Genomic DNA, 20,581 nt, shown 5'->3' with positions numbered 1-20,581 from the left:
CCTACTATTTTTGAAATTCTCATTTTCCATCCCATGTATTTTTCGCATGAATATAGCCAACTTCGACCTCAACCTGCTGCGCGTCCTGGACATGCTGCTGCGTGAACAGAACGTGTCGCGCGCTGCCGAGCGCCTGGCGCTGACCCAGCCGACGGTGAGCAATGCGCTGGCGCGCCTGCGCGACCTGCTGGGCGACCCGCTGCTGGTGCGCGTGGGCCGGCGCATGCGCCCCACCCCGCGCGCCCTGGCCCTGGAAGGCCCGATTCGCGCGGCGTTGCTACAGATCGAACAGACCCTTGGCGCCGGCGACAGCTTCGACCCGCAGCTCAGCCACCGCCAGCTGCGTATCGCCCTCACCGACTTCGCCGAACAGCTGTGCATGCCAAAGTTGCTGGCCACCTTGCAAACCCAGGCCCCGCACTTGCGCGTGGATGTGCTGCACCTGACGCCCAATCTGCCCGCCGAAGCCCTCGACCGCGGTGAACTCGACCTGGTGCTGGGGCGCTTCGATGAGGTGCCCGCGCGCTACGAGCGGCGCCACTGGCGCAGCGAAACCCTGCACGTGGCGGTGCGCCAGGGCCATCCCGACGTGGATGGCACGCTCGACCTCCAAACGTTTCTCGCCCTGCGCCACTTGTGGGTGCACGGCGGCCAGACCCGGGGCATGGTCGACCAATGGCTGGGGGAACAGGGCCTGGCCCGGCGCATCGTCTACACCACGCCCAATTACCTGCAGGCCGCGCACCTGGCCGCAAGCTCCGACCTGTGTGTGGTGCTGCCCACCGCCCTGGCCCGCCATTTCGCTCGGCTGCTGCCGCTGCAGGTATTCGACCTGCCGTTCGCTCTGGAGCCCTTCCAGCTGGAGCTGGTGTACCTCGCCCATCGCCAGCACGACCCGGCACTGGCCTGGCTGGTGGCGCGCATCATGGACATCGGTGCCGGCTGAGCCATCGCATTTGGGCATGGGTGGCCATGCAAGAGTGGTATTGGTTCGCCAGCGAGCTCTGTCCTTAGAGTGTTCGCCCTCAGAACAACAAGGACCACCCCATGCGCCTACGCACACTGCCCTGCCTGCTGGCCCTGGCCCTGCCCTACGCGGCGCTGGCCGACGGGCCGGCCAAGGACGCCAGCGACCTCACCCGCCAGAGCAATCAGCAATGGTTGCAGCGCCTGCCCTTCGACGACCGCAGCGACTTCGACAATGCCCGCCGAGGCTTGCTCGAAGCCGTCGACCAGCCCGTGGTCAATGCCGACGGCAAAACCGTCTGGGACCTGCAGCGCTATGCCTTCCTGAAAGGCGAGGCACCGGCCACGGTCAACCCGAGCCTGTGGCGCATTGCCCAGCTCAACACCCTCGCCGGGTTGTTCAAGGTCAGCGAAGGCATCTACCAGGTGCGCGGCCTGGACCTGGCCAACATGACCCTGATCGAAGGCGAGCACGGCCTGATCGTGATGGACCCGCTGCTGTCGGTGGAAACCGCCAGGGCCGGCTTGGCCATGTACTTTCGCCATCGCCCGCAGCGGCCGGTGGTGGCGGTGATCTATACCCACCCGCACGTCGATCATTTCGGCGGGGTGCGTGGGGTGATCGACGAGGCCGACGTCAAGGCCGGCAAGGTGCAGGTCATCGCCCCGCAGGGTTTCTTCGAACATGCCGTCAGCGAAAACGTGCTGGCCGGGCCGGCAATGAAGCGCCGGGCGCAGTACATGTACGGCGCACCACTGCCACGCGGGCCACGCGGCCAGGTGGATGCCGGCCTGGGCAAGGGTGTGCCGGCCAATGCCACGGTTAGCCTGATTGCCCCGACCCGGCTGATCGAACAGCCTTTCGAAACCCTGCGCATCGACGGTGTCGACATCGAGTTCCAGCTCACCCCTGGCACCGAAGCGCCTGCAGAAATGAACCTGTGGTTCCCCCAGTTCAAGGCCCTGTGCATGGCCGAGAACGCCTCCCACGTGCAGCACAACGTGCTGACCCTGCGCGGCGCCCAGGTGCGCGACGCCAAGGTGTGGGCGCACTACCTCGACCAATCGCTGTTGCGCTATGGCGAGCAGGCCGAAGTGGTATTTGCCCAGCACCACTGGCCGACCTGGGGCGGCGCGGCGATCCGCGACTACCTGGCTGACCAGCGCGACATGTACGCCTTCATCGACAGCCAGACCCTGCGCCTGATCAACCGCGGCCTTGGCCCCACCGAGATCGCCGCCGAGCTGACCAGCTTGCCGCCACGGCTGGCCAGCAAATGGTACAGCCGCGACTACTACGGCTCGCTCAGCCACAACGTGCGGGCGGTGTATCAGCGCTACATGGGCTTTTACGACGGCAACCCGGCAACCCTCAACCCCTTGCCGCCGAGCGAGGCCGGCACGCATTACGTCAAGGCCCTGGGCGGCGCCGAGCGGGTGCTGACCCTGGCCCGTGAGGCCTACGGCAGCGGTGATTACCGCTGGGTTGCCGAGCTCACCCGGCACCTGGTTTTCGCCCAGCCCGACAACAGCGCAGCGCGCGAGCTGCAGGCCGACGCCCTGGAGCAACTGGGCTACCAGAGCGAGAATGCCACCTGGCGCAACGCCTACCTGACCGGTGCGCAAGAGCTGCGCAACGGTGTGGCGCCGGCCGCCAGCAAAGGCGGCAGCGCGGACGACCTGGTACGCGCCCTGACCCCGACGCTGTTCTTCGATTACCTGGGCGTACGCGTGGATGCTGCCAAGGCCGCCGAGCAGGACCTGACCATCAACTGGCACTTCACCGACCTGAACGAAGACTACGCCCTGACCCTGCGCAACGGCGTGCTCACCCACCGCGACCACACCCGCCACGGGCAGGCGGATGTCGAGGTGAAAATGAGCAAGGCTACCCTGGACCGCATCGCCCTGAAGCAGACCGGCTTTCTCAAGGAGGCGACCGTGGGTGATGTCGAGATCAGTGGTGAGCGGGTGAAATTCATGCGCTTCATGGCAGGGCTGGACGAGCCGGATGGGCGCTTCAATATCGTCACACCCTGAATGATCAACAGCGCCGCCCTAAAGCGAGCGGCGCAACCACACGCTCAGCACCAGGCCCGCCACCCCCAGGGCGCAGAGCAGCACGCTGCAGACGGCCGCGTGGCCCTGCTCGCGGTGCAGCATGCCCAGCCCACGGCGGTATACCCCGCGCTCACGGGCCCGCCCCAGCAGCGCCAGCAGCGCCGCCATGCCGGCCACCTCCCACATTTCGCCACGCCAGGCGAGGCACGCTACCAGCAGCAACGCCACCTGCGTGCGCCGCCAGGCCAGCACCGTGCGTTCGGCCTGCAGGCCGCTGTCGCTGGCGCTATCCGCCATGCCAACGCGCCCATAGCACGCCGACCAGCGCCACGCAGGCAAGCCCGCACGCCACGCTCAGCAGCGGCACCAGGCGCGGCAGCGGCAGCGGTGCCTCGCGGCGCAATGCGCGCTCCACCGCCAACCAGCGCCAGCCGGCGCCCAGGCTCACCAGCAAGCTGGTAGCCAGCAACGCCAGCTCCATCGCCACGCGCCCAGACGGCGGCCAGGCATGGGCCGCGAAGGTTTCGATGGCGATGGCGCCGCCGAGCAAAGCCAGGGCGGTGCGGATCCAGGCAAGAAAAGTGCGCTCATTGGCCAGGGTAAAACGCGGGTCGGGCGCCTTGCCCTGCCCCAGCAACCAGCGCTCCCAAGGGGTATGACGGTGATCGGAATTCATGTGTCAACGCAGCCCTTGGCTGCGCAATGCGCCGGGGGAGAAGTAGGAAGCACTGGTGCGCACGTCGAAGGCGTACGGCCTTGGCTGCTCGTTGGTCAGGCCAGACAGCTGGTAGCGGCCACTGCGCAGGTCGTAGATCGCCTCCATGGCGTTGACCAGCGCCTGCCCGGTCACGTGGTAGTAGCTGTGGGCCTGGGCAGTGCGCCACAGCTGGCCCTTGTGGTCGAAGAAGTCCGCCTCGAGGATGGCCCAGCTGTCCTCGTCCAGGTAATACCGGCGGCTGGCGTACAAATGCTTCGCCCCAGGCTTGAGGGTGCCCACCACTTCCCACACCCGGTGTAGCTCGTAGCGGGTAGGTTGCGGGTTGACGTGCCCCGGCCCGATCAGCGCGGCATAACCGAGCAGCGGCGAAGCCAGGCGATAGCTGTTGTACGGCACGTGCAGGGCCTTCTTGCCCACCAGGGTCCACTGGTAGAGGTCCGGGGCACCGTTGAACATGTCGCGGCTGTCGGCGGTGCGCAGGCCGGCCGTGCCCGGGGTGATGCTGTCATAGGCCAGCGCCGGGGCGCGCCGCACCCGCCGCTGGCTGCTGCTGTACAGCCACGAGAGGCGCGGCTGGGCCACCTGGTCGAGGGTTTCGTGCAACACCACGGCATCGCCCGCCAGGCGCGACGGCGCGGTCATGCGGTAACTCAGGTAATACAGCACGTTGCCCGCTTGGCCGCCCTCCAGTACGTCGGGGCGGGCGAAGTTCTGTTGCAGGCTCATCGTCGCGAAGCGGCCATCGCCACGCGGGGTGATGCTGTCCGAGGCCAGGCTGTAACTGCCGTTGCGCGGGCGGGTGAGGTGGTTCCACAGCACCTGCAGGCCATTCTCGGGCTTGGGGAATGCCACTACGCCGGCAAAGCCCTGCACGCCGTTGCCGTCATTGACCAGCCGGGCACTGGCCGCATTGTGCCGGGCCCACTCGCCCACGGGTGGCGGCACCGCCACACTGCGGTGCGAGGGATACACCGGCAGGCGGAACGACTGCGGGTAACGCTGCATCAAGGCCACCTGCCCCGCCGTCAGTTGCTCGCGGTACTGGGTGTAGTTGTTGGCGGTGATCACATACAGCGGCTGCTCATCGGCGTACGGGTCGAGCGGCGTGCCGTTGACCGCCAGCGACACTTGCCCCGCCTGCAGGCCGCCGTTCCAGGCCGGTATGCGGCCGTCGCTGCTGGGCCCGCGCTCGGCCCCCACCGGCGTCAGGTCTGCCGGCAGTGGCGTGGCCCCCAGGTACAGGCTCAGCAGGCTGGCGTTGACGAACAGGAAGCTGCGCAGCAAGGCGAATGGTTTCATCGGGCTTGGCCTCTTGTTGTTGTGGTGTCCGGGCCGGGCTTGCCTTGGCACGCCCTTTCGGGGTGATACTAGGAGCCGCGCTTCGAACCCCACAAATAACGTGTTCGGATACGTGCCATATCAGTTCGGCATACCCTTGGAACCGCTCCGATGACCCTGAAACAGCTCCGCTACCTGATCGCCATCGTCGAAGCCGGCAGCTTCTCTTCGGCTTCACGTCGCGCCTACATTGCCCAGCCGGCGTTGAGCCGGCAGATCAGCCTGCTGGAAAGCGAGCTGGAGATGCAGCTGCTCGACCGTCAGCACGATGGCATTGCCCTGACCGATGCCGGGCGCCAGCTCTACGAAGTGGCCCGGCAGGTGGTGCAGAAACTCGACTCGGTGAAGGATGAACTCAAATCCAGCCGCGGCGACCCCAAGGGCCACGTGGCCATTTCCATCCCGGCCACGGCCGCCGACTTGCTGCTGCCAGAAATCGTCAGGCGCGCCGAACAGCGCTTCCCCGGCGTGACGCTGACCGTATGGGACGGCCTCAGCCGTGAAGGCGGCCAGGCCATCGAGCTGGGCAAGGTGGATTTCGGTGTGGTGCCCAATGCCGAGGAACTCGACCATGTGGAGGCCGAGCCGATCTTCACCGAAGCGCTGTACTGGGTTGGCGCATCAGCCCCTGGCACCCCCGACACCATCACCCTCGCCGAAGCCGCCGCCACCCGGCTGGTGCTGCCGCCCAGGACGCTGCACCTGCGCCGACGCATCGAGCAAGCCGCCATGGAAGCCGCCGTACCCCTGGCCGCCGCCTATGAGCAGCAATCGGCACCCGGTATCGCCAGCCTGGTGCGCGCCGGCCTGGCGGCGACCATCAGTAACTGGCCGCCGCTGAGCGTGCTGCTCGAACCCACGGCGGCGCGGCGCATCGTCGAACCGCGCATCAGCCGCACCATCGCCTTGGCGCATTCCCAGCACAAACCCCTGTCGTTCGCTGCCGGTTGCCTGCGCGACCTGGTGCGCAGCGTGCTGATCGACCTGGTCAACAGCGGCCGCTGGCGGGGCGAGCTGATCGGCAAGGAGGCCGAACCACTGGAGTCGGTGCTCGGCGTTCAGCTGGCGGTCTGAGCGCGCGCCTGCCCGCCAGCTGCAGCCGACTCGCGCAGGCGCTGCTGGGTGCGCTGCGGGTTCAGGGTGGCCAGGCCCACCAGCCCGGCCACCACCAGCACCGCGCCGCACACCAGGAAGCCCTGGGCATACCCCGCCGGGTGTTCGCTACCCGCACCTTGTACCAGCAAGCCGGTCACCACCGGCGCTGCCAGCCCGGCCAGCGAGGCGATGCCGTTGCCCATGGCGAGGATGCCGCCGCGCTGGGCCGCCGGGGTGAACTCGGCAAGCATTGCCGGGCCCACGGAATACATCACCAGCGCCAGGCCACCACTCAACGTCAGCGCGGCGACCCTTGCGGCCGTGCTCAGGCCAGGCAGCATCAGCGACGCCGACAACAACCCGCCCAGTATCAGGCACACCGAAACGAACACGCCGCGTGCCACCCGTGACGTCACGCCGCGACGCATCAGGCGCTGGGAGAACCAGGCCAGCAGCAGGCTCAGCGGCGTGGTCACGACCACGAACATGATGAAGATGCGCCCGGTCTGCAGCGGGTCGATACCCAGGCCCACCTGCAGGTAACTGGGTACCCAGGTCAGGGTCAGGGCCAGCGACCAGTTGGCGGCGAAGTGGCACAGGTAGTTGCCCAGCACGCTGGGGTCGCCCAGCAGCCTGCGATAGGGAACAGCCGGCTCATCGGCCTTGAGCTGGCTGGCACGCAGGCGCTCGAGGGTGCCCTCCTGGCCCAGCCGCCACCACAGCAGGCACCAGACCAGGCCGATCAGCGCAAGGATGATGAAATTGGTGCGCCAGCCGTAATGCAGGCTGACCCAGGGGATCATCGCCCCCGCCACCAGCAGGCCCATGGCACTGCCGGCATGCAGCAGGGCCACCGGCAGGTTGCGCCGGTCGTTGGGGAACCACTTGTACAGCGCATGGGTGGCCACCGGCGATGCCGGCCCCTCACCAATGCCCAGGAGCACCCGGCAGGCGACGATGGCCCACAGCGAGGTGGCAAACAGCATCGGCAGCTGGATCAGCGCCCAGAACAGGCCCATGCCCAGCAGCAAGGTGCGGGTGGGGCGCCGGTTGGCCATAAAGCCACCGACCACGGCGGAGATCGCGAAAAACCAATGCAAGGCGCCGCCGATCAGGCCGAACTCGGTGGCCGTCAGGCCCAGTTCGGCGCTCATCGGCACCGCCACCAGGCCGATCACCACCTTGTCGAGAAAGTTGACCAGCATCAGCAGGGCCAGCAGCGCGGCCACCAGCCAGGCGGTACGGGGGTTGGGCAGGGAAGAATCCGCAGTCATGGCGAGTACTCTTGTTATTGTTGTGGGGTGTTGCAAAAAGGCCGCCGCAAGGGCGGCCCGTCGTTCAGGCAGGCATCAGCACGCCTTTGGCGATGGTGTTGCGCTGGATCTCGCTGGTACCGGTGAGGATACGCATCATCCGCGTGGCGCGGAAAATCCACTCCACCGGGTGGCCCTGCATCAGGCCAGCGCCGCCGTGCACCTGCACTGCCTTGTCGGCGATGCGGAAGGCAGCCTCGGAGACGAACAGCTTGCACATCGGCGCCTGGGTGCGGATATCGCCCCCTGCGTCGTTCACCTGGGCCGTGGCGTAGACCATGCTGCGCGCAGCGTGCAGCTCGGTGGCCATGTCGGCGATCATGTGGTTGACCGCCTGGAACATGGCGATCGGCTGGCCGAACTGCTTGCGGTTGCGTGCATGCTCGATCGACAGGTTCAGCGCCAGGCCGGCCATCCCCAGCAGGGTCGGGCAATGCAGCAGGCGGTTGAGGGTGATGCGCCCCATGGCCAGTTTGAACCCCTGCCCCTCTTCACCGATCAGGTTGGCCGCGGGCACGCGCACTTGGTCAAGCACGATGTCGCCGTGGGCACCGCCACCGGACATCACCGAGTAATCGCTGTCGATTCGCACACCCGGGGCGTTGAGGTCGACGAAGAACGCCGAAATGCCCTGGGCGCCCTTCCCCGGCCCGGTCACCGCCAGCAGCACCGCCAGGTCGGCGTAGGTGGCGCCAGAGATGTAACGCTTGCTGCCGCTGAGCACATAGTGGTCGCCGTCGCGGCGGGCCTGGGTGGTGATGGCGGTAGCGTCGGAGCCGGCCTCGGCTTCGGTCAGGGCAAAGCACACGGCCTTTTCAGCGCGACACACGGGCTTGAGAAAGGTCTCGACCTGGTAGGGGCTGGCCACCTTGAACAGGTGGCCGACCCGCGGCGGCCCCGACAGCTCGCCCAACACGTGTGAGGCGAGCATGGAGCCTGTCAGCACCGTGGCCTCCTTCACCGCGCACAGGTCGGCCACGTTCAGGCCGGCCCCGCCCATGCTTTCGGGCAGCATGACGGTGTACAGGCCCTGCTCGCTGGAAAGCTTCCAGACCTGCCGCAGCACCGGCTTGGGGTGCGGGCGCGCCCAGTCCAGCTGTGCCTGCTGTTCCAGCGGGCGTACCTGATCGCGGACGAAACCCTCGATCGCTTCGATAATCTGCGCAGCCTTTGCACTGGGTTGATACATGCTGATGCTCCCTGGTCAGATACGACGTTCACTGTGTTGCCAGTAGGTGTCCCGGACCAGGCGGCGCACCACCTTGCCATTGGGGTTTTTCGGCAGTTCGCTGACAAAATCGACGCCGCGCGGCTTCTTGAAACCGGCCAGCGCACGGCCGCAACGCTCGATCAGCTCGGCGGCCTGCAGTTGCGCCCCGGGCTTGAGCACGACCACCGCGCGCACCGCTTCGCCCCACTGCGCGTCGGGCACGCCGACCACCGCCACCTCGAACACTTCTGGGAAGCCGTAGATCACCTGCTCCACTTCGCTGGGGTACACGTTGAACCCGCCGGAGATGATCATTTCCTTCTTGCGATCGACGATGAACACGTACCCCTGGGCATCGACCGTGGCCAGGTCGCCGGTAAGGTAATAACCGTCGCGCATCACTTCGGCGGTGAGCGCCGGGGCGCGCCAGTAGCCCTGCATCACGTCGGGGCCCTTGACCACGATCTCGCCGACTTCACCCGGGGCCACATCCTCGAACGCCTCGTTGACCACCCGTAGGTCGGTCTCGAAGTAGCACCGCCCGCAGGAGGCCAGGCGCTGATAATCGCCGTCTTCCACCAGGTGGTCCTGCTCGGTCAGCACGGTGACCAGCGAACAGGTTTCACCGGCGCCGTAACCTTGCGCGAGAATCGGCCCGAACAGTTCGATGGCCTTTTTCACCAGGGCCGGTGCCATGGGCGCGGCGCCGTACATGACCAGCTTCAGGCTGGACAGGTCGAAGCGTTCGACGCCGGGGTAATTGACCAGGCGGTTGATCATCGCCGGCACCAGGAACAGCCGCGTCACCCGTTCGCGCTGGATGGTCTCCAGCAACAGGCGGTCGTCATAACGGTCGAGCAGCAGGTTGCAGGCGCCCACCGCCAGCAGCGGCATGATCTGCATGCCGCTGGCATGGGTGATGGGCCCCACGTGGGCCATGACGTCGCCCGGCCCGGAGCGCCGTGTGGGGCTGGCAATGCTCTTGCGCACCAGCGCCTTGCGGTTGCCGAACGACAACATCGCAGCCTTGAGCACGCCCGAGCTGCCGGAGGTGTAATGCAGCACGGCCAGCGCATCGTCGGCCGGGTCCAGGCCCAGCGGGGCCTCACTGCCGCGCTCGAGCAACGCGGCATAACCCAGGTCACCGCCCTCGCCTTCCAGCACGATCAGCTGGCGCAGCAGCGGCAACTCCGTGCGCCGCGCTGCCAGCGCCTGGGCGAAACTGGCGTCGGTGATCAGTGCAACGCTGCAGGAGTCTTCCAGCACCCGCACCACTTCATCCACTGACAGCCGCGCATTGATCGGCACCTTGACCATCGCCGCCTTGTACAGCGCCACTTCTGCTTCGACCAGCTCCACGCGGTTGGCGGCGAGAATCGCCACATGCTCGCCGACGCCCACGCCCAGCGTCCCCAGCGCTGAGGCCAGGCGGTTGCTGCGGCGTTCCAGCTGGGCGTATGTGAGGCGTGTCTGGCTGTCCGCCACGGCGATGTGGTCCGGCCAGTAGCGGGCACTTCGGGTAATGATCGTTCCAAGGTTCACGTTGTTGTTCTCGTCGACAGGAAGACATCGACGATGCTAATCAGCTGCGCGCGTGCAGATGAAATACAAGATTCAGATGTGGGCCATAACTTTATTGGCTGGCGTGATGCCCAGAGGTGCTGGGGCTGGTGCACGGTCGGAATGTGGCAGTCATTGGTTGTGGCAGCTTTGTTTGATGAGGGAGCGATTTCGACCGATGGCGGGCATCTGAAAGCCGGGGCCGCTTTGCGGCCCATCGCCGGCAAGCGCGGCTCCCACGGGTACTGCGCAGGCCTGGAGACTGGTTGTACCTCTGTGGGAGATTACCCAGCCCTTCGGGCTACGCTGTCGCGCAGAGAACAAAGCCCGCGAGCGCGCCGCATACCCTGTGGGAGCAACTGTCTTGCTCAAGCTTGCGTGATCGGTGTGGGAGCCGGCTTGCCGGCGATGAGGCCGGTACTGACTGCAAGCCGTCCATTCACCACACATACTGCAAGCGCAACGTCCAGGTGTTCACATCCGGCGAACCTGTGCGCTCGGACACAGTATCGGAATAAGCAATCAGCCCCCCGAACTGGGGCGATAGCATGAAGCCCAGGCTGGCACCCAGCAACGTGTTCTGTTGCTGATTGTCCTGGTTGACGCCGTTGATCCTGGTTTCTCCGCCTTTGTTGTAGGTGGCATCGAGGGAAGCCCAAAGCGCACGGTTGAAGCTGTAGCTGTAGTGGCCTTCGACGGCATACAACGGCTTCTGCTCAAGCGTGTTGTCGCCCAGGTAATCATCATTGTCGCCATACAGGGACACGTAGGTGTTGACCTCGAGCCAGGTCGGCCCGATAGGTGTACCAAACGCCAGTTCCGGTTTGAACACCCAGCAGTTGGCGCCGATGTAGATGATGCGCTTCTTGTCGTAATCGCCGGTGGGCGCCGTTACCCACAAGGCCCCGGTCAGGAATGTCTCGGGCTGCCAGGTGGCGAATTCTTCCTGGGTCAGCGCCGGCCCGCCGAACAGGTTGTGCACGAAAACCAGCTGCACATCACCCATGCCGCCGTTGTGCTTGGTACCGTCGAAAAACCGCGCATCGTCGAATGACGCGCTCACGTCAGCATAGGGCTGGATTACCTGTATCGCAGAGTTGCGCCCGTCGATACCGAAGGATCGCGCGTAGCGCAGGATGTACAGGTCGGCGTTCAGTGACAGCCCATCGATCGGCAACGAGGTGTCGCAAGGTGGTCACCAGTCATCTCTTGATGAAAGAGCCAGGAGGCCTGTACTACACGGATCGCCAGTATGTGAACACCTTCGCTGGGGAAAACACCGAGTTCCAGTCCAGCGGCACGTACACCAATCTTGAGCAGCGCGTGGCGTTCTTCACCTCTGCCTACTCGGACAGCCCGGGCATGGTAATGAACATGGTCGGTGCCGGCGCCAAGTACCCGGCGACTACCCGCGATGCCGACGGCAAGTTCCTCGACGGTGCCCACACCTACAAGCTCAACCTGCCGGCAAATGTGCCGGCGGCGTTGTTCTGGTCGGTGACTGCCTATGACAACCTCACAGCCTCGGGCCTGGACAACGGCCAGCCGTTCCCGTCGCTCAACCAGATGGACAAGCCCGCGCAGAACAGCGACGGCTCGACCGACATCCATTTCGGCCCTGAATCACCCGGTACAGGGAAAAACTGGATTCGTACCGTACCGGGCAAAGGCTTCCTGGTGATCGTGCGGCTGTACGGGCCGAAACAGGCGTTTTTCGACCAGAGCTGGAAGCCCAGTGATTTGATCAAGCAATAGGGTGGAACTTGCGCTGCCCCGTTACCAAGCGGGGCAATGCGAATAAGTCAGTGACAGAGCTTCTCACTATCTTGGTGAGCCGCAATCCGTCTGGTCCGCTGCACACTAATGAACGGCAGCTTTGGGTCGAAAGCGGCCTGTCGTGAATCGCAGATTTCGACCCATTAGAGATAGTCAGGCCGCCTGCTCGCTCTGAGCCCGACGCAGGACATCCGACAAACGCTTCAGACCTTCATCCAGCTTGTCGGGAGCAACATGGCTGAAGTTCAGCCTCAGGTGCCCTGGATGTTTGTCAGGCTCTGGGAAGAAGGGCTCTCCTGGCATGAAAGCCACATTGGCGGCCAGTGCCGGCTCGAGCAATGCCCGGGTATCGATGGGGTGCTTGAGCGTCAACCAGAAGAACAACCCTCCCTCTGGCATCTGCCACTCGGCCAGGTCGTCGAAGTGCGTCTCCAATGCGGCCTGGAAAGCGTCTCGACGACCCCGGTAATAGCTGCGTAACTCTTCAAGATGACGCTCAAGCCGTTCTGTCCCCAGCCATTGAAGGACCTGCCATTGCCCAACTCGACTGGTGTGCAGGTCCGCCGATTGCTTGAGCCGCAGCAATTGCGGGAACAGGTCGGGGCTGGCAATCAGGTACCCAACCCGCAAGCCGGGCAGCAAGGTCTTGGACACAGTACCGGTATAAATCCAGCTGGTGGTGTTCAGACGGCTGACAACCGGCATGGCCGCGACGCCGTCGAAGCTCAGCTCTCGATATGGCTCATCTTCGATCAATGTGACGTTGAACTCATCGAGAAGCGCCGCGACTTCGTCCCTTTTTCTGTCGCTGTAGCGCAGCCCCGACGGGTTCTGAAACGTTGGAATCAGATAGATGAACGCCGGGCGGTTCTGGCTCAGCAGTTCGCGCAACGACTCCAGATCCGGGCCATCGCGCTCCATCGGCAGCGAAAGGCAGTGCGCACCGAAGAACTGGAAGCTTTGCAACGCAGCCAGATAAGTAGGGGCTTCCAGCAGCACCGGCGTCCCTTTGTCGATATACAGTTTTGATGTCAGGTCCAGAGCTTGCTGCGAGCCGCTGAGAATGAGCACTTGGCTAGCCTCGCACTTGATTCCCAACGCACGGGCTTCCCTGGCCAGCGCCTCACGCAACATCGGCTCACCCTCGCTCATCCCGTACTGGCCCATGCTGGTGGGCATTCCAGCCCAGTCCACAGAGGGCAGCATCTCCTCTGCCGGCAGCCCCCCTGCAAAAGACATCATCCCTGGGCGCTGCGCGGCGGCCAGAATTTCACGAATCAAAGAGCTTTTAAGGCGCGAAACACGTTCAGAAAATGCCATGGATCACCTCTGGCCAAGCGCGAACAATATAGGTCAAACTCCTTTACCTAAAGTAGAGCGCTCGTCGAGAGTAAGTCAACATGATTGACCTAAAAAACCAGGAAGCACAGCAGCAGGCCATGGAGGCGTTTTTCTTTGGCTATCAGGCGTTCACCACCAAGGCCGACGAGATGCTTGAGCGCAGGGGCTTGGGCCGTGTGCATCAGAGGATCGTTTTTTTCATAGCCCGGCACCCGCACCTCAGCGTCAAGCAGCTGCTGGCCCTGCTCGGCGTGACCAAGCAGGCGCTGAACATACCGCTACGGCAATTGTCAGAGATGGGATTAGTGGACAGCGCGGCATCGCACACCGACAAACGGATGCGTTTGCTTCAGCTGACCAAAGAAGGCTCGCGACTTGAACAAATGCTGCGACGTGAACAAGTAAAGCTGCTTGAGCGGGCATTCGGTGAGGCCGGAGCGCCGGCGGTAGAGGGATGGCTGGCTGTCAATGCGGCATTGGGGAAGCTACAAAATTCAACGTGAACCCGGATACCCGAAAGAAGGCCTCTGTAGACGCGGTTTCATTAGGAACATGCGTATGCTGAGCAGATTTGATTGTCCGCAACGGATCGACTGCAGCCGGTCACCACTCCGATTTCGGCCCATGGCGGACATCCGAAGGCTGGGGCCGCTTCGCGGCCCATCGCCGGCAAGCCCGGCTCCCACAGGCACCGCGGAGGCCTGGAGACTGGTTATATCTCTGTGGGAGCCGGCTTGCTGGCGATGAGGCCGGTACTGACTACACAGCGTTGGGGCGGTGTCCGCAGTGGATCGGAAGGTGCCGGTGCATTCCGCCACACCGCTGCGCTTGGTATTTACAATTCGTCAGTCACTGACAGTAGCAACCGTTGATGATAATTGGCTGTGCCCGTCGCTCCACGGTCCACCTCAGCGGCTGAGGGCAGTCAGCGACAGGTACTTTGTAAAGCATCCGATTCTTGTTATAAGACTGACCGTTTTTCACGCAGTATGCCGTGTTAGGCACCCTACGGTGTCGAGTGGACGGTTTTAAAGTAAGGACGCTAGATGATCAAGCTCAAACCCCTTTTGCCAATCATGGCCGCATTGACCATGGCCGGCTGTATGACCGCTGAGCGCATGCCCGATGGCAAAACCAGGATTCGCTTCTCTGATGAGACGGCAAATTCGCTGGCCTCATTGATACCTGCCGGCGCGGTACCCGGTTCTGCTGCTGCGAGTGGTGGTGAACTGGACTTGATGCCGAAAAAGAGCCCGGCCGGTAGCGGGTTGTACCTATACTTCAACGGTCGCTATGACTTCACTTGTGCGTCCGCACTGCTCTACAGTGCCAAGTCCGGCCGCCCGCTGGATGAGTCTGCCAATGTCGGCTGCCGGGATCGCTATTATCAGCGTCAGTTGGAACTAAAGCAGGCGGGCAACCCCTACGACCGGGCTGCGCCCCCCTATGACGCACACAAACCGAACAATGAATACTGGGAAAAACTGAAGCGGCAAACCCTTGCCCAGCTGGGGACGACGCAGCAATTTGCCACGCGACTGTCAGCGATAACGCGGATTGAACGCGACGGCAATCACACTATCAGTTTGGGGTTTGCAGGCGATGGCGATGGCGTTCACGTGGCCTTGGTTCCCCAGCCATTCAGAATTCCGGTGCTCATGGAGAATGCCGACGAACAGGCGAAGTTGCGCAGGCCGGCGGCCAACGCCACAACCCAGATTGGCGAATGGGTGACGTGCAATGTGCTGCTCGGCTATGACCGAACGCTAGACCGTGGCCCAAGGCCTCGACATATCTCGGCACAGGAATACCGGCAATACGAGATACTTTTCAATGTGGCCTCGGTCAGTTGCCAGCTCGGTATTCGCTGACCGCAGGTAAGCCAGCCCTAGCTAAGCGGCTCATGCAATGATCCAGCTGCCATTGGCCAATGGCAGCTATCGACCCATTGCGGACACCGTGCCAACGCCCTGTAGTCAGTACCGGCCTCATCGCCGGCAAGCCGGCTCCCACAGATATATCACCAGCCTCCAGGTCTGCGCATTACCTGTGGGAGCCGGGCTTGCCGGCGATGGGCTGCGAAGCGGCCCCGGCCTTCGGATGTCCGCCATGGGTCGATAGCAGCCTTTCACGGCTGATCGCTAAACGGTCCATGGCGGACACCACCCCAACGCTCTGTAGCCAGTACCGGCCTCATCGCCGGCAAGCCGGCTCCCACAGAGATATCACCAGCCTCCGGGCCTGCGCAGTCCAAACTGTGGGAGCCGCGCTCGCCGGCGATGGGCCGCGAAGCGGCCCCGCCTTCAGATGGCCGCCACGGTTCGATAGCGCAAGGCCTGAGCGGCCTGACGTGCCATCCGCTGGACCGAAGTCGGCTCACGTTTCGCCGATCTGCGACAGCGGCCGGGCGACATGTTCCAGGGAACGGCGCTCGGCCGCTACGCCCCAAACAGCCTGGGTCAGGCCGGCAATGATCATCAAGGCAGCCCCGATCAGGTAGCCGTACAGTACATTGACACGTTCGCCACTTTCGATCAGCGCGCCAAACAACGTTGGCCCGATCAGCCCACCCAGGCCGGTGCCGAATGCGTAGAACACGGCGATGGCCAGCGCCCGGATTTCCAGCGGGAATGTCTCGGCGACGGTGAGGTAGGCGGAACTCGCTGCAGCCGAGGCGAAGAAGAAGATGACCATCCACGCCACGGTCTGCTGGGTGACGTCGATCAGCGCTTGCTCGAACAGGTAGCCACTGATGGTCAGCAGCACGCCGGAGACCAGGTAGGTGGCGCTGATCATGATGCGCCGGCCGATCACATCGAACAGCCTGCCCAGCAACAGCGGGCCGCAGAAGTTGCCAAGCGCAAACGGCAGGATGTACCAGCCCACCTTCGCTGACGCCACCCCGTAGAAGTCAGTCAGCACAAGCGCATAGGTGAAGAAGATCGCGTTGTAGAAGAAGGCCTGCGAGGTCAGCAAGGTCAGCCCGACCAATGCGCGGCGCCGATGCTCGACGAACAGGCTGTGGAACACCTCGCGCAGCGGCGTGTGGTCACGTGCGCGCAGGCGCATGGGCGCAGCCTGCAAAGGGGGGATCGCAATGCCGCGCGCCTGGTAATGGCGTTCGATGTTGGCGACGATGCGCTCGGCCTCTTCAGGCTGGTTGTGGATCATCAGCCAGCGTGGGCTTTCCGGCACCCACAGGCGCATCAGCATGATCACCAGGCCCAGCGCCGCACCGATACCGAAGCACAGCCGCCAACCCAGGTCGCCACCTGCAACCGCCGGGTCGAGCAGCACCACGGCACCGGCCGCGCCGAGGGCGGCGCCGATCCAGAAGGTGCCGTTGATGGTCAAGTCGACCCAGCCGCGGTAGCGCGCCGGGGTGAACTCCTGGATAGTCGAGTTGATCGCCGTATACTCGCCGCCGATGCCAGCACCTGTGAGAAAACGGAACAACAGGAAGCTCCACAGGTTCCAGGAAAATGCCGTCGCCGCAGTGGCGCCGATGTACAGAAACAGGGTAATGAAAAACAGCTTTCGCCGCCCCAGACGGTCAGTCAACCAGCCGAAGAACAGCGCGCCCAGCACTGCGCCCGCAATATAGGTAGCGCCCGCCAGGCCGATCTCGGTATTGCTCATGGCCAATGCCGGGCTGTCCTTCAATGCGCCGGACACCGAGCCGGCCAGGGTCACTTCCAGGCCGTCGAGCAGCCAGGTGATACCCAGAGCCAACACCAGCAAGGTATGAAAGCGGGTCCAGGGCAAGCGGTCCAGCCGGGCGGGTATATCGGTGCTGTACAGGCGCTGCTGCGCTGGGGCTCCGCTGGGCTGCTGCAAGGCTCGGGTCGTCATGGCAACACCTTCGCTGAGGGTTTCGCTTAGCCGATGGAGCCCTGTAAGGCGCGCGGAGTTCAAGATTGACATTGTCCACCGCTCGGCAGGTCAGTCTCCCCGATAACCTGTGCAATACAAGGATGGACCTATGACGCAGGCATGGACGCGGCTGTGGCCAACGCTCGCCTTGATCACCCGCTGGCAGTGCAGGCGCTGCTGGTTGCGCTGATGCAAGCGGATCGAACTTTCTGCCCGCCACCGTGCTCCTCTGCACACACCTACCAACGCGAGGAGACGCCCATGAAGCATAACGACGGCAAGACCGGCGACAAAGTCCCCAAGCCGCTTTCTTCTGAACAGGCCCAGCAAGGTGAGCGGGAGCCAGACCCGGTGCTCGAACGCCCCGACCCTGCTACCGAGGCAGTGGACAAGGTCATCACGCCAACCTCGATCAAAGAACAGGAGCAGCAGACCCGTCAGATCGAGCGGCGCCTGGCTGAGGCAGACGAGAAAGCCCGGCGCTGAACGCCGGGGCCACGCTCAGATGTCCAATTCGGTAAATGGGCATCTGAGCGGATTGTCCCGATTTTCGTGACAGTAATTCAATTGACCACGTATTTTTGTATTCATCCTCTGACAGTAAAGTGGGTTCATCACATAGAGGCGCCGAAGCCTCAAGGAGACGAATCATGATCACTGTCCGTAACGCTGAAGAACGTGGCCGCGCCAATCATGGCTGGTTGAAGTCAGCTCATACCTTCTCATTCGCCAATTACTGGGATCCTGACGAGCAAGGCTTTTCTGACCTTCTGGTCATCAATGATGACCGGGTGATAGCAGGCAAAGGTTTCGGCCAGCATCCTCACCGTGACATGGAGATATTCTCTTACGTCCTCGAGGGCGCCCTGGAGCACAAAGACACCCTGGGCACCGGGTCGGTAATCAAACCAGGTGATGTGCAATTGATGAGCGCAGGCAGCGGGGTCGCTCACAGTGAGTTCAACCACAGCAAATCGCAGCCGGTTCACTTCCTGCAAATCTGGATTGTGCCCGATGTACGTGGTGCGACTCCCCGTTATCAGCAGCAGCATTTCAGTGATGATGAAAAGCGCGGCAAGCTCCGGCTGATCATTTCGCCAGAGGGCAAGCAGGGTTCGCTTCAGGTTCGCCAGGACGCGCGTGTTTATGCGGGCCTCTTCGACGGCGATGAGCACGCCACTCTGACGCTGGCTGACAACCGCCATGCGTATGTACACGTAGCGCGTGGGCGCATCGAGCTCAATGGCCAACTGCTGCGCGAAGGTGACGGCGTGCGGATGAGGAAAGAGCAACTGATCGAGCTTTCCAACGGCCGTGATGCAGAAGTGCTGGTGTTTGATCTGCGGCCTAACGAGCTGCCGAGCATGCCTTGACCCATGCAATTGGATGACTGTCTTGCCGCGCCTCGCAGAGCGGTAAGACAGCATGCCGATTGATGGATCCAGGCATGCCAGAATTTGGCACCCACGCCCTCAAGCCCCCTACCCCCAAAAACAGATTCTGGCCGGCCCGATGCTAGCTGGATGAGTCGTGCTCGCTGCTTAGGCGTGCATGGCTTGGCTAAGACGCGCCAGGATACCGACCTGGGTCGAACCCAATTTTTCAAAGGCAGCAATGGAATGAGCACATCAACACCTGGCGCTTGGAGCCCCTTGCGCAATACCACCTTCCGCATGTTGTGGATCGCAACAATCGCTTCCAACATCGGCACTTGGATGCACGAGGTCGGCGCAGGATGGTTGATGACCACCCTTTCCGCCAGCCCGCTCCACGTTGCATTGATTCAAGTGGCAGGCTCGCTCCCCATGTTCTTCCTGGCCCTTCCGGCCGGAGCCGCTGCTGACATTGTCGATAAACGACGTTACCTGTTATTCGTGCAACTCTGGATGTCGGCGGTCGCAGTGACATTGGCAAGCCTCACGCTGCTAGGGCTGATGAACGTTTCATTGCTTCTGGTACTCACTTTGGCGTTGGGCATTGGTACCGCGTTGATGATGCCGGCGTGGAGCGCCCTCACACCTGAGCTTGTTGGGAAAGAAGACCTGTCGAATGCGGTGGCGATCTCGAGTGTCGGCATAAACGTCTCGCGAGCGATCGGCCCTGCCTTGGCAGGTGTAGTGGTGAGCCTGGTAGGCCCGTGGTTGACGTTCGCACTCAACGCAGTTTCGTTTGCGGGTGTGATCCTGGTGCTGTTCATGTGGAAGCGCGAGGTCAAAGAGCCGCTGCTGCCTGCGGAGCGCTTCATCGGTGCAATGCGCACTGGGATACGGTTCGCCCGAAGCTCCAAACCGCTTCAAGCTGTATTGATTCGTGCGCTGGCCTTCTTCCTGTTTGCGAGTGCCGGCACTTCATTGCTGCCACTGATCGTGCGTGGCGAGATGCATGGCACCGCGGCCGATTTCGGTTTGCTGCTTGCTGCAATTGGCATAGGCGCCGTAGGGGGTGCAACGCTTTTGCCTAAACTGCGTGAGCGGGTCAGCCGAGACCGTTTGGTAATGATTGCGAGCTTGTTGTACGCCGTATTCCTGCTCGTGCTCGCGTCGGTTCGCAATTTCTATGTGCTGATGCCAGCGATGCTGATTAGCGGAGCCGCTTGGATCGCGGTGCTCTCCAATATGCAGGTTGCCGCTCAAACCTCTGTGCCAGCGTGGGTACGAGCCCGGGCACTGTCGGTGTACATCCTGGTCTTCTTCGGTTCAATGGCGGGTGGTGGCCTCCTGTGGGGGACCGTAGCCAGCCATGCCTCGATCACTTTGAGCCTGCTGCTGGCTGCTGGCGGTCTTGCGCTGGCGACCCTCGTTACCTGCAAAGTGGCGCTGCCTGAGACTGAAGCCGACGAGCTCGCGCCTTCGCTGCACTGGCCAACGCCATTGATCAGCGATGAGCTGGATCAGGAGCGCGGGCCTGTGATGGTCACAGTCGAGTACCACATCGATCCTGCTCAAGCAGAGGCTTTCACCCAGGCTGCTCGAGATCTGGAAGCCATGCGCAAGCGAAACGGTGCGTTGTCATGGGGGTTGATGCAGGACAGCTCGGAGCCGACGTTGTGGCAGGAGTTTTTCTTTGAAGAGTCTTGGCTTGAACACTTGCGCCATCACCATCGGGTTACCCGTGGCGAGCTGAAGATCGAAGCTCGAGTGCGCACATTCCAGACCGAAGGCGTACCTGTGAAAATCCGTCATCTGCTGGCTGAAACACATAAGCCTCATCGGTCTGGCGGCCACTGAACCACGGCAGCTTCCAGCAGCGATGTCGGTAGGGCCGCTCTGAGTACCCACCCGCAATGCCGTTGAAAGTCCATCATCAGCACTGAGCCTGTCTATGCCTCAT

General features: G+C 63.3%; 16 protein-coding genes and 2 pseudogenes. 9 read left to right on the top strand and 9 right to left on the bottom strand.

Going from position 1 to position 20,581, the window contains the following annotated elements:
• Window positions 1-46: 46 nt before the first annotated feature.
• Together ACNQPL_RS12450 and ACNQPL_RS12445 are read left to right on the top strand one after the other, a co-directional pair.
• Complete coding sequence (locus ACNQPL_RS12450; RefSeq protein ID WP_416466888.1) at window positions 47-946, top strand: LysR family transcriptional regulator; 900 nt, start codon at window positions 47-49, stop codon at window positions 944-946.
• A 101-nt stretch (window positions 947-1,047) separates the two neighbouring features.
• Entirely contained in the window at window positions 1,048-3,006 is a 1,959-nt protein-coding gene (locus ACNQPL_RS12445) for an alkyl/aryl-sulfatase (RefSeq protein ID WP_416466887.1), read from the top strand.
• An 18-nt stretch (window positions 3,007-3,024) separates the two neighbouring features.
• Here ACNQPL_RS12445 and ACNQPL_RS12440 read toward each other — a convergent pair whose 3' ends face one another.
• From ACNQPL_RS12440 to ACNQPL_RS12430, 3 genes are read right to left on the bottom strand one after another with little or no spacing between them, the layout of a single operon-like run.
• Window positions 3,025-3,324 (bottom strand): DUF202 domain-containing protein, encoded by a 300-nt coding sequence (locus tag ACNQPL_RS12440; RefSeq protein ID WP_416466885.1) that lies wholly within the window; start codon window positions 3,322-3,324, stop codon window positions 3,025-3,027.
• Window positions 3,314-3,703, bottom strand: coding sequence for a YidH family protein (locus tag ACNQPL_RS12435; protein WP_279923554.1), 390 nt, complete (start codon window positions 3,701-3,703; stop codon window positions 3,314-3,316). Before ACNQPL_RS12435 ends, ACNQPL_RS12440 begins: the two co-directional genes overlap by 11 nt.
• A gap of 3 nt (window positions 3,704-3,706) precedes the next feature.
• Complete coding sequence (locus ACNQPL_RS12430) at window positions 3,707-5,044, bottom strand: DUF1329 domain-containing protein (RefSeq protein ID WP_416466884.1); 1,338 nt, start codon at window positions 5,042-5,044, stop codon at window positions 3,707-3,709.
• A 150-nt stretch (window positions 5,045-5,194) separates the two neighbouring features.
• Between ACNQPL_RS12430 and ACNQPL_RS12425 the strand changes: the two genes are divergently transcribed.
• Window positions 5,195-6,157: a LysR family transcriptional regulator gene (locus tag ACNQPL_RS12425; RefSeq protein WP_197897535.1), complete on the top strand. Its 963-nt coding sequence runs from the start codon at window positions 5,195-5,197 to the stop codon at window positions 6,155-6,157.
• Here the strand turns inward: ACNQPL_RS12425 and ACNQPL_RS12420 are convergent.
• From ACNQPL_RS12420 to ACNQPL_RS12405, 4 genes and pseudogenes are all read right to left on the bottom strand, one after another.
• Window positions 6,142-7,452: an MFS transporter gene (locus ACNQPL_RS12420; RefSeq protein WP_416466883.1), complete on the bottom strand. Its 1,311-nt coding sequence runs from the start codon at window positions 7,450-7,452 to the stop codon at window positions 6,142-6,144. The genes ACNQPL_RS12425 and ACNQPL_RS12420 overlap by 16 nt on opposite strands.
• Window positions 7,453-7,516: 64 nt before the next feature.
• On the bottom strand, window positions 7,517-8,680 hold the full coding sequence (locus tag ACNQPL_RS12415; RefSeq protein ID WP_416466882.1) for an acyl-CoA dehydrogenase family protein: 1,164 nt from the start codon (window positions 8,678-8,680) through the stop codon (window positions 7,517-7,519).
• A 15-nt stretch (window positions 8,681-8,695) separates the two neighbouring features.
• Entirely contained in the window at window positions 8,696-10,243 is a 1,548-nt protein-coding gene (locus ACNQPL_RS12410; RefSeq protein WP_416466881.1) for an AMP-binding protein, read from the bottom strand.
• 457 nt (window positions 10,244-10,700) lie between these two features.
• Window positions 10,701-11,453: pseudogene (locus ACNQPL_RS12405) on the bottom strand (transporter); the annotation flags it as partial.
• On the opposite strand from ACNQPL_RS12405, the pseudogene ACNQPL_RS12400 reads away from it, so the two are divergent.
• A pseudogene (locus ACNQPL_RS12400) lies at window positions 11,444-12,016 on the top strand (DUF1214 domain-containing protein); the annotation flags it as partial. The pseudogenes ACNQPL_RS12405 and ACNQPL_RS12400 sit on opposite strands and share 10 nt — an antisense overlap.
• Window positions 12,017-12,190: 174 nt before the next feature.
• Here ACNQPL_RS12400 and ACNQPL_RS12395 read toward each other — a convergent pair.
• Window positions 12,191-13,357 (bottom strand): PLP-dependent aminotransferase family protein, encoded by a 1,167-nt coding sequence (locus ACNQPL_RS12395; RefSeq protein ID WP_416466880.1) that lies wholly within the window; start codon window positions 13,355-13,357, stop codon window positions 12,191-12,193.
• Window positions 13,358-13,437: 80 nt separating this feature from the next.
• Between ACNQPL_RS12395 and ACNQPL_RS12390 the strand changes: the two genes are divergently transcribed.
• Window positions 13,438-13,881 (top strand): MarR family winged helix-turn-helix transcriptional regulator, encoded by a 444-nt coding sequence (locus ACNQPL_RS12390; RefSeq protein ID WP_416466879.1) that lies wholly within the window; start codon window positions 13,438-13,440, stop codon window positions 13,879-13,881.
• 543 nt (window positions 13,882-14,424) lie between these two features.
• The gene (locus ACNQPL_RS12385; RefSeq protein WP_346612447.1) at window positions 14,425-15,249 is read left to right on the top strand and encodes a hypothetical protein; all 825 of its coding nucleotides are present in this window, start codon (window positions 14,425-14,427) and stop codon (window positions 15,247-15,249) included.
• A 505-nt stretch (window positions 15,250-15,754) separates the two neighbouring features.
• Here the strand turns inward: ACNQPL_RS12385 and ACNQPL_RS12380 are convergent.
• Window positions 15,755-17,230 (bottom strand): MFS transporter, encoded by a 1,476-nt coding sequence (locus tag ACNQPL_RS12380; protein WP_416466878.1) that lies wholly within the window; start codon window positions 17,228-17,230, stop codon window positions 15,755-15,757.
• A gap of 282 nt (window positions 17,231-17,512) precedes the next feature.
• Between ACNQPL_RS12380 and ACNQPL_RS12375 the strand changes: the two genes are divergently transcribed.
• The 3 genes from ACNQPL_RS12375 to ACNQPL_RS12365 all read left to right on the top strand — a co-directional run bounded on the left by ACNQPL_RS12375 (window position 17,513) and on the right by ACNQPL_RS12365 (window position 20,478).
• Window positions 17,513-17,737 carry a hypothetical protein gene (locus ACNQPL_RS12375; RefSeq protein ID WP_346612445.1) on the top strand — a complete coding sequence of 75 codons (225 nt, stop codon included), beginning with the start codon at window positions 17,513-17,515 and terminating at the stop codon, window positions 17,735-17,737.
• A 164-nt stretch (window positions 17,738-17,901) separates the two neighbouring features.
• On the top strand, window positions 17,902-18,624 hold the full coding sequence (locus tag ACNQPL_RS12370; protein ID WP_416466877.1) for a pirin family protein: 723 nt from the start codon (window positions 17,902-17,904) through the stop codon (window positions 18,622-18,624).
• 246 nt (window positions 18,625-18,870) lie between these two features.
• Window positions 18,871-20,478, top strand: coding sequence for an MFS transporter (locus tag ACNQPL_RS12365; RefSeq protein ID WP_416466964.1), 1,608 nt, complete (start codon window positions 18,871-18,873; stop codon window positions 20,476-20,478).
• The last annotated feature ends 103 nt before the right edge of the window (window positions 20,479-20,581 follow it).

This window comes from Pseudomonas sp. LFS044, from assembly GCF_047978245.1.
Lineage (GTDB): Bacteria > Pseudomonadota > Gammaproteobacteria > Pseudomonadales > Pseudomonadaceae > Aquipseudomonas.
Note: the sequence above shows the minus strand (reverse complement) of the source record. Positions and strands in the feature narration are given on the sequence as shown.

Coding starts and splice junctions, on each gene's coding strand:
- ACNQPL_RS12450 (WP_416466888.1), top strand. CDS start 47: ATGAATATAGCCAACTTCGACCTCAACCTGCTGCGCGTCCTGGACATG.
- ACNQPL_RS12430 (WP_416466884.1), bottom strand. CDS start 5,044: ATGAAACCATTCGCCTTGCTGCGCAGCTTCCTGTTCGTCAACGCCAGC.
- ACNQPL_RS12380 (WP_416466878.1), bottom strand. CDS start 17,230: ATGACGACCCGAGCCTTGCAGCAGCCCAGCGGAGCCCCAGCGCAGCAG.
- ACNQPL_RS12385 (WP_346612447.1), top strand. CDS start 14,425: ATGATCAAGCTCAAACCCCTTTTGCCAATCATGGCCGCATTGACCATG.
- ACNQPL_RS12435 (WP_279923554.1), bottom strand. CDS start 3,703: ATGAATTCCGATCACCGTCATACCCCTTGGGAGCGCTGGTTGCTGGGG.
- ACNQPL_RS12420 (WP_416466883.1), bottom strand. CDS start 7,452: ATGACTGCGGATTCTTCCCTGCCCAACCCCCGTACCGCCTGGCTGGTG.
- ACNQPL_RS12440 (WP_416466885.1), bottom strand. CDS start 3,324: ATGGCGGATAGCGCCAGCGACAGCGGCCTGCAGGCCGAACGCACGGTG.
- ACNQPL_RS12425 (WP_197897535.1), top strand. CDS start 5,195: ATGACCCTGAAACAGCTCCGCTACCTGATCGCCATCGTCGAAGCCGGC.
- ACNQPL_RS12375 (WP_346612445.1), top strand. CDS start 17,513: ATGAAGCATAACGACGGCAAGACCGGCGACAAAGTCCCCAAGCCGCTT.
- ACNQPL_RS12415 (WP_416466882.1), bottom strand. CDS start 8,680: ATGTATCAACCCAGTGCAAAGGCTGCGCAGATTATCGAAGCGATCGAG.
- ACNQPL_RS12390 (WP_416466879.1), top strand. CDS start 13,438: ATGATTGACCTAAAAAACCAGGAAGCACAGCAGCAGGCCATGGAGGCG.
- ACNQPL_RS12370 (WP_416466877.1), top strand. CDS start 17,902: ATGATCACTGTCCGTAACGCTGAAGAACGTGGCCGCGCCAATCATGGC.
- ACNQPL_RS12395 (WP_416466880.1), bottom strand. CDS start 13,357: ATGGCATTTTCTGAACGTGTTTCGCGCCTTAAAAGCTCTTTGATTCGT.
- ACNQPL_RS12445 (WP_416466887.1), top strand. CDS start 1,048: ATGCGCCTACGCACACTGCCCTGCCTGCTGGCCCTGGCCCTGCCCTAC.
- ACNQPL_RS12365 (WP_416466964.1), top strand. CDS start 18,871: ATGAGCACATCAACACCTGGCGCTTGGAGCCCCTTGCGCAATACCACC.